Origin of the sequence: Streptomyces musisoli (assembly GCF_016741855.1) — a bacterium.
Lineage (GTDB): Bacteria > Actinomycetota > Actinomycetes > Streptomycetales > Streptomycetaceae > Streptomyces > Streptomyces musisoli.
On sequence record NZ_JAERRH010000056.1, the window covers coordinates 1 to 6,250 of the forward strand.

Sequence of the window (6,250 nt, forward strand, 5' to 3'; positions counted from 1 at the left end):
GACCGTGACGCGCTCGAAGCCGCTCTCAGCGATGTCGTCCAGCGGCACGAGTCCCTGCGCACGATCTATCCCGAGGGCGCCGACGGCACTCCGTACCAGGAAGTGGTGTCCGGGACGCGCGCACGTGTCACGTTGGAGGCGACGGCCACCTCGCCGGACGGTCTGGTGGACGTGGTCGCCGAGGCCACCGGCCGGGGCTTCGACCTGACCGCCGAGCTTCCCCTCCGCGCGCACCTGTACGCATTGGACGAGCGAACCCATGTCCTGGTGGTGGTACTGCACCACATCGCGGGCGACGGCTGGTCCATGGCTCCGCTCGCCCGGGACGTGGCCGCGGCCTACGAGGCGCGAACGGAGGGCCGTCTCCCGGCTTGGGAGCCGCTGCCCGTCCAGTACGCCGACTACACGCTCTGGCAGCAGGCGACCCTCGGGAGCGAATCGGACCCGGACAGCGTGCTCAACTCCCAGCTGGCCTACTGGACATCGGCTCTCGCCGACCTTCCCGAGCAACTGGCCGTCCCCACGGACCGGCCCCGCCCGGTGGTCGCCTCCTACCGGGGCGACGTGGTCTCGTTCGCGATCGACGGCGAACTCCGTTCCTCGCTGGCAGCATTGGCGCGGGAGTCGGGTGCGAGCATGTTCATGGTGCTCCAGGCGGCCTTCGCCACGCTCCTGTCCCGCTTGGGCGCGGGGACGGACATTCCGATCGGTTCGCCGGTCGCGGGCCGTACCGATGAGGCGTTGGACGATCTGGTCGGGTTCTTCGTGAACACGCTGGTGTTGCGCACGGATCTGTCCGGTGATCCCACGTTCCGTAAGCTGATCGGGCGGGTCCGGGAGGCGGACCTGGCGGCGTACGCGCACCAGGACGTGCCGTTCGAGCACCTGGTCGAGGTGCTCAACCCGGCGCGCTCCCTGTCCCGCCACCCGCTCTTCCAGACCATGCTGGTCCTGCAGAACAACGACCAGGCGGACCTCACTCTGCCCGGCCTGACCGTCTCGACCGGTTCCGACCTGGGCGTGGTGGCACCCGCGGCCCGCTTCGACCTCTGCATGTACCTCACGGAGAACCAGGAACAGGGCGGGGGAGTCGCGGGTGAACTGGAGTTCGCCACGGACCTCTTCGACCGCGCGTCGGCGGAGGAGCTGGTGGCGCGCTTCGTCCGCGTGCTGCGTGCCGCCGTTCTCCGGCCCGACCAGGCCCTCAGCGACTTCGACGTCCTCTCCGCGGCCGAGCGCACCCGGATCCTGGAGGAGTGGAACGACACCGGGGCCGACGTGCTCCAGGCCCCGCTGCCCGACCTCTTCGAGCGGCAGGTGCGGCGTACGCCGGACGCCGTCGCGGTCGTGTACGACGACGTCGAGGTGACGTACGCCGAACTGAACTCCCGGGCGAACCGGCTCGCCCGCCTCCTCATGGACCGGGGCGCCGGTCCCGAGGGCCTGGTCGCGCTCGCGCTGCCGCGTTCTGTCGAGCAGGTCGTCGCCGTGTACGCCACCGTCAAGGCGGGCGCCGCGTACCTGCCGGTCGACCCGGAGTACCCGGTCGACCGGATCGCCTACATGATCGAGGACGCCCGGCCGGTGTGCGTCCTGACCACGCGGGACACGCTGCCGTTCCTGCCGGCGGACGCGTCGACCGTCGTAGTGGACGACCCGGGCTTCGAGGACTTCCTCGCCAACAGGCCGGACGGCGACGTGCGTGACGCGGAGCGGCACGCCCCTCTGACGCTGTCGAACCCCGCGTACGTGATCTACACCTCCGGATCGACGGGGCGCCCCAAGGGCGTCATGATCCCGCACGATGCGATCGTGAACCGGCTGGCGTGGATGCAGGCCAAGCACCCGCAGGGAGCGGGCGACCGGATCCTGCAGAAGACGCCGACCGGCTTCGACGTGTCGGTGTGGGAGTTCTTCTGGGCCCTCCAGGTCGGTGCGACCCTTGTGGTCGCCAAGCCCGGCGGCCACCGGGACCCGGCCTACCTGGTCGAGGTCATCCGGGCACAACGGGTCACGACCCTCCAGTTCGTGCCGTCGATGCTCGCGGTCTTCCTCGCGGAGCCCGCCTCGGCCACATGCTCCTCGCTGCACACCGTCATCCTCGGCGGCGAAGCCCTGTCCCTGGAGCTGGCCGACAAGTTCCGCACGACACTGACCGAGGCCCGCCTCTACAACCTCTACGGCCCCACCGAGGCCTCCATCGACGTCACCCGCTGGCCGTACCGGTACGAGCCGGGCGCCTCCAGCGTGCCGATCGGCGCCCCCGTGTGGAACACCCGCGCGTACGTGCTCGACGCGAAGCTGCGGCCCGTCCCGTCCGGAGTCGCCGGGGAGCTGTACGTGTCCGGCGTCCAGCTCGCACGGGGCTATGTGAACCGGCCGGCCTTGACCGCCGAGCGGTTCGTCGCCAATCCCTACGGCCCGCCCGGCGCCCGCATGTACCGCACCGGTGACCTGGTGCGCTGGCGCGCCGACGGGAACATCGAGTTCCTCGGGCGGACGGACTTCCAGGTCAAGATCCGCGGGTTCCGGGTGGAACTCGGCGAGGTCGAATCGGCCGTGGCCGCACACCCCCTGGTGGAGCAGGCCGTCGTCGCGGTGCACGCCCAGGGCGAGGCCGACGCGCGGCTGGTGGCGTACGTCGTGCCCGTCGCGGGAGCGGGCGGCGTCGAAGGCGTCGACCCGGGCGGAGTACGGAAGTTCGTCGGCGAGCGGCTGCCGGAGTTCATGGTCCCGGCGGCGGTGGTCGTGCTGGCAGCGCTGCCGGTGACGGTGAACGGAAAGCTCGACCGCAAGGCCCTGCCCGTGCCCGACTTCTCGTCGGCAGTGTCGGGCGGTGCGCCCCGGGACGCGCGGGAGCAACTGCTCTGCGACCTGTTCGCCGAGGTCCTCGGCCTTGCCCGGGTCGGCATCGAGGACAGCTTCTTCGACCTGGGCGGACACTCGCTGCTGGTGACGCGCCTGGTCAACCGCATCCGTACGGAACTGGGCGTCGAACTGCCGCTGCGCGCCCTCTTCGAGGCCCCGAACGTGGCGCTGCTGGCCGAGCGCATCGGCGGCGCGCGCCCATCGCGGCCCCCGCTGTCGCCGGCACGGCGGCCTGCCGAAGTGCCCCTGTCGTACGCGCAGCAGCGCCTGTGGTTCCTCAACCGCCTGGAGGGCGACTCAGGAGCGGCGTACAACATGCCCGTCGCCCTTCGCCTCACCGGGTCGCTGGACCGGGAGGCACTGGCGGCCGCTCTGGGCGACGTCATGACACGCCACGAGAGCCTGCGGACCGTATTCCCGGAGGGCGCCGACGGCACGCCGTTCCAGAGAGTGGTCGAGGCCGCCGGTGCGGTGCCTCTGGCGGTCGAGCGGATAAGGGAAGAGGAGCTGGCGGCGGCCGTCGCGGCCCTGGCGGCCCGCGGCTTCGACGTCACGCGGGAACTCCCTTTGCGGGCGCACCTGTTCGCGGTGGACGAGCACGAGCACGTGCTCGTGGTGGTCATGCACCACATCGCGGGTGACGGCTGGTCCATGGCGCCGCTCGCCCGGGACCTCGCGACCGCGTACGAAGCCCGCGTCAACGGCGATACTCCCGCCTGGCGGCCGCTGCCCGTCCAGTACGCCGACTACTCCCTGTGGCAGCGGGAACTGCTGGGAGAGGACGGCGAGCCGGACAGCCTCATGAGCCGCCAGGTCGGATTCTGGCGGGAAGCCCTGTCCGCAGCACCGCAGCAGCTCGACCTCCCGACGGACCGGCCCCGGCCCGCAGTGGCGTCGTACCGGGGCGACAGCGTTCCGGTGGAGATCGACGCGGCGCTCCACGCGGACCTCACGGAACTCGCCCGGGAGACGGGCGCCAGCCTGTTCATGGTGGTCCGCTCGGCTCTGGCCGTGCTTCTGTCCCGTCTGGGCGCGGGGACGGACATTCCGATCGGTTCGCCGGTCGCGGGCCGTACCGATGAGGCGTTGGACGATCTGGTCGGGTTCTTCGTGAACACGCTGGTGTTGCGCACGGACCTGTCCGGTGATCCCACGTTCCGTGAGCTGATCGGGCGGGTGCGAGAGGCCGACCTGGCGGCTTACGCGCACCAGGACGTGCCGTTCGAGCACCTGGTCGAGGTGCTCAACCCTGCGCGCTCCCTGTCCCGTCACCCGCTGTTCCAGGTCATGCTCGCCTTCCAGAACACGACCCCGCCGAGGCTGCGCCTCGACGGCCTCGACATCGCCGCGGAACCTGCACCCTCCGGCGCGGTGAAGTTCGACCTGTCGGTGAGCCTCGACGAGAAGTACGCGGACGCCGGCGCCGCGGAGGACCCCGCCGGCCAGGGTCGACCGGCCGGCATGACCGGTACGTGGAGCTACGCCACCGACCTCTTCGACCGCAGCACCGCCGAGGCGATGGCCGGCAGGTTCGTCCGCCTCCTGCGCGGACTGGTGGCCCACCCCGACCGGACCGTGGCGCGAGCGGAGATCCTGGAGCCCCAGGAAGAGCAGTGCCTGCTCGACGGCTGGGCCGTGGGGCCCGCTCAGCCTCCGGCCCTCCCGCTGACCTTCCCCGCGATGTTCGAAGACCAGGTGGCCCGCACGCCGGACGCACCCGCCGTCGACGACGGCGGCGACATTCTCACGTACGACCAGTTGAACTCCCGCGCCAACCGGCTGGCACGTCGCCTCGTCGCGCAGGGGGCGGGCCCGGAGCGCGTGGTGGCGGTGGCCGTGCCCCGCTCGGCCGACGCGGTCGTCGCCCTCATAGCGGTGATGAAGTCGGGCGCCGCGTATCTGCCCCTGGACGAGGACCACCCGGCACAGCGCATCGCCTACATGGTCGAGGACGCCGGAGCCGTCTGCGCGGTTACGCGTGCCAGCGGCGATGCCGCCCTGCCTCCCGGCTTGCCTGTCGTCACAATGGGCGGGAACGAGCCGGAGACGGCCACCCCCGCCGACGGCACCGGCGCACAGCCGGAGCCCGCGGCCCGCGACCTGAGCGACGAGGAGCGCTCGGCGCCCCTGTTCCCGTCCCACCGGGCGTACGTCATGTACACCTCGGGATCCACGGGACACCCCAAGGGCGTCATGGTGGAGCACCGCGCCCTCACGGCGTACCTGGTATGGGCGACGGCCAACCATCCGAGTGCAGGGGAGATCACCGCACTGCACTCGCCCCTCACCTTCGACATGGCGGTCGCGTCGATGTACACGCCGCTGGTCGTCGGTGGCTGCGTACGCGTCGTCCACTTCTTCCAGAGCACCGAGGCGGCCGGCGAAGCACCCGCGACCCCGTCGGCGTACATGAAGGCGACACCCAGCCACCTCACGCTGCTCGGTGAGCTGCCCGACGGCCACTCGCCATCGGCCGAACTCGTCCTCGGGGGCGAGGCTTTGACCGGCACCGACCTCACCGAGTGGCGCCTGCGGCACCCGAAGGCCACCGTGTTCAACGCGTACGGCCCCACCGAGACGGTGGTCAACTGCACCGAGCACCGGATCGAACCGGACACCGCCCTCGCGGACGGCCCCGTACCGATCGGCCGGCCCCAGGGCGCTTCAAGGGTCTACGTCCTCGACACCCACCTCCGGCCGCTTCCGGCGGGCGTGACCGGTGAGCTGTACGTGGCGGGACCGCAGCTGGCGCGTGGCTATCTGAACCGCGCCGGCCTGACCGCCGAGCGGTTCGTCGCGAACCCCCACGGCGCGCCCGGCGAACGCATGTACCGCACGGGCGACCTGGCCCGCTGGCGCGCCGACGGCGACCTGGAGTACGTGGGCCGGGCCGACGAGCAGGTCAAGATCCGTGGCTTCCGCATCGAACTCGGTGAGGTCGCAGCCGCGGTGAGCGACGCCCACGGCGTCGCTCAGGCAGCCGTGATCGCCCGCGAGGACCGGCCCGGTGACAAGCGCCTGGTCGCCTACGTCGTCGGCACACCCGACGCCGAGCACCCACTGGACCCCGAGACCGTACGCCGCGAGGCCGCCGAACGTCTGCCGGAGTTCATGGTGCCGTCGGTGGTGGTGGTGTTGGAGGCGCTGCCGTTGACGGCGAACGGGAAGTTGGACCGGCGGGTGTTGCCGGTTCCGGAGTTCGGTGGTGGTGCGGTCTCGCGTGCGGTGCGTTCGGTGCGTGAGGACGTGTTGTGCGGGGTGTTCGCTCAGGTTTTGGGTGTGGAGCGGGTGGGGGTCGAGGAGAGCTTCTTCGATCTGGGTGGTCATTCGCTGTTGGCGACTCGTGTGGTGAGTCGGGTGCGTGCGGTGCTGGGCGTGGAGT

The 6,250-nt window shown here is 71.2% G+C and carries 1 protein-coding gene; it reads left to right on the forward strand.

Annotated elements, in window-relative coordinates:
• A partial coding sequence (locus tag JK361_RS40220) for a non-ribosomal peptide synthetase (RefSeq protein ID WP_201828138.1) occupies positions 1–6,250 on the forward strand: 6,250 nt, incomplete at both ends.